The organism is Acinetobacter sp. LMB-5 (genome assembly GCF_001541635.1).
Taxonomy (GTDB): Bacteria; Pseudomonadota; Gammaproteobacteria; order Pseudomonadales; family Moraxellaceae; genus Acinetobacter; species Acinetobacter pittii.
Window position 1 is genome coordinate 1 of the sequence record NZ_LRDR01000146.1, and the last position, 213, is coordinate 213.

1 rRNA gene is annotated in these 213 nt (G+C 55.4%); it reads right to left on the minus strand.

What is annotated here, in order from left to right:
* Positions 1-213, minus strand: a 16S ribosomal RNA gene (locus AW165_RS18900); the annotation flags it as partial.

A 213-nucleotide genomic window follows, 5' to 3' on the forward strand; every position in this document is an offset into this window, starting at 1 on the left:
GACCGTACTCCCCAGGCGGTCTACTTAACGCGTTAGCTCCGAAAGCCACGGCTCAAGGCCACAACCTCCAAGTAGACATCGTTTACGGCGTGGACTACCAGGGTATCTAATCCTGTTTGCTCCCCATGCTTTCGCACCTCAGCGTCAGTGTTAGGCCAGATGGCTGCCTTCGCCATCGGTATTCCTCCAGATCTCTACGCATTTCACCGCTAC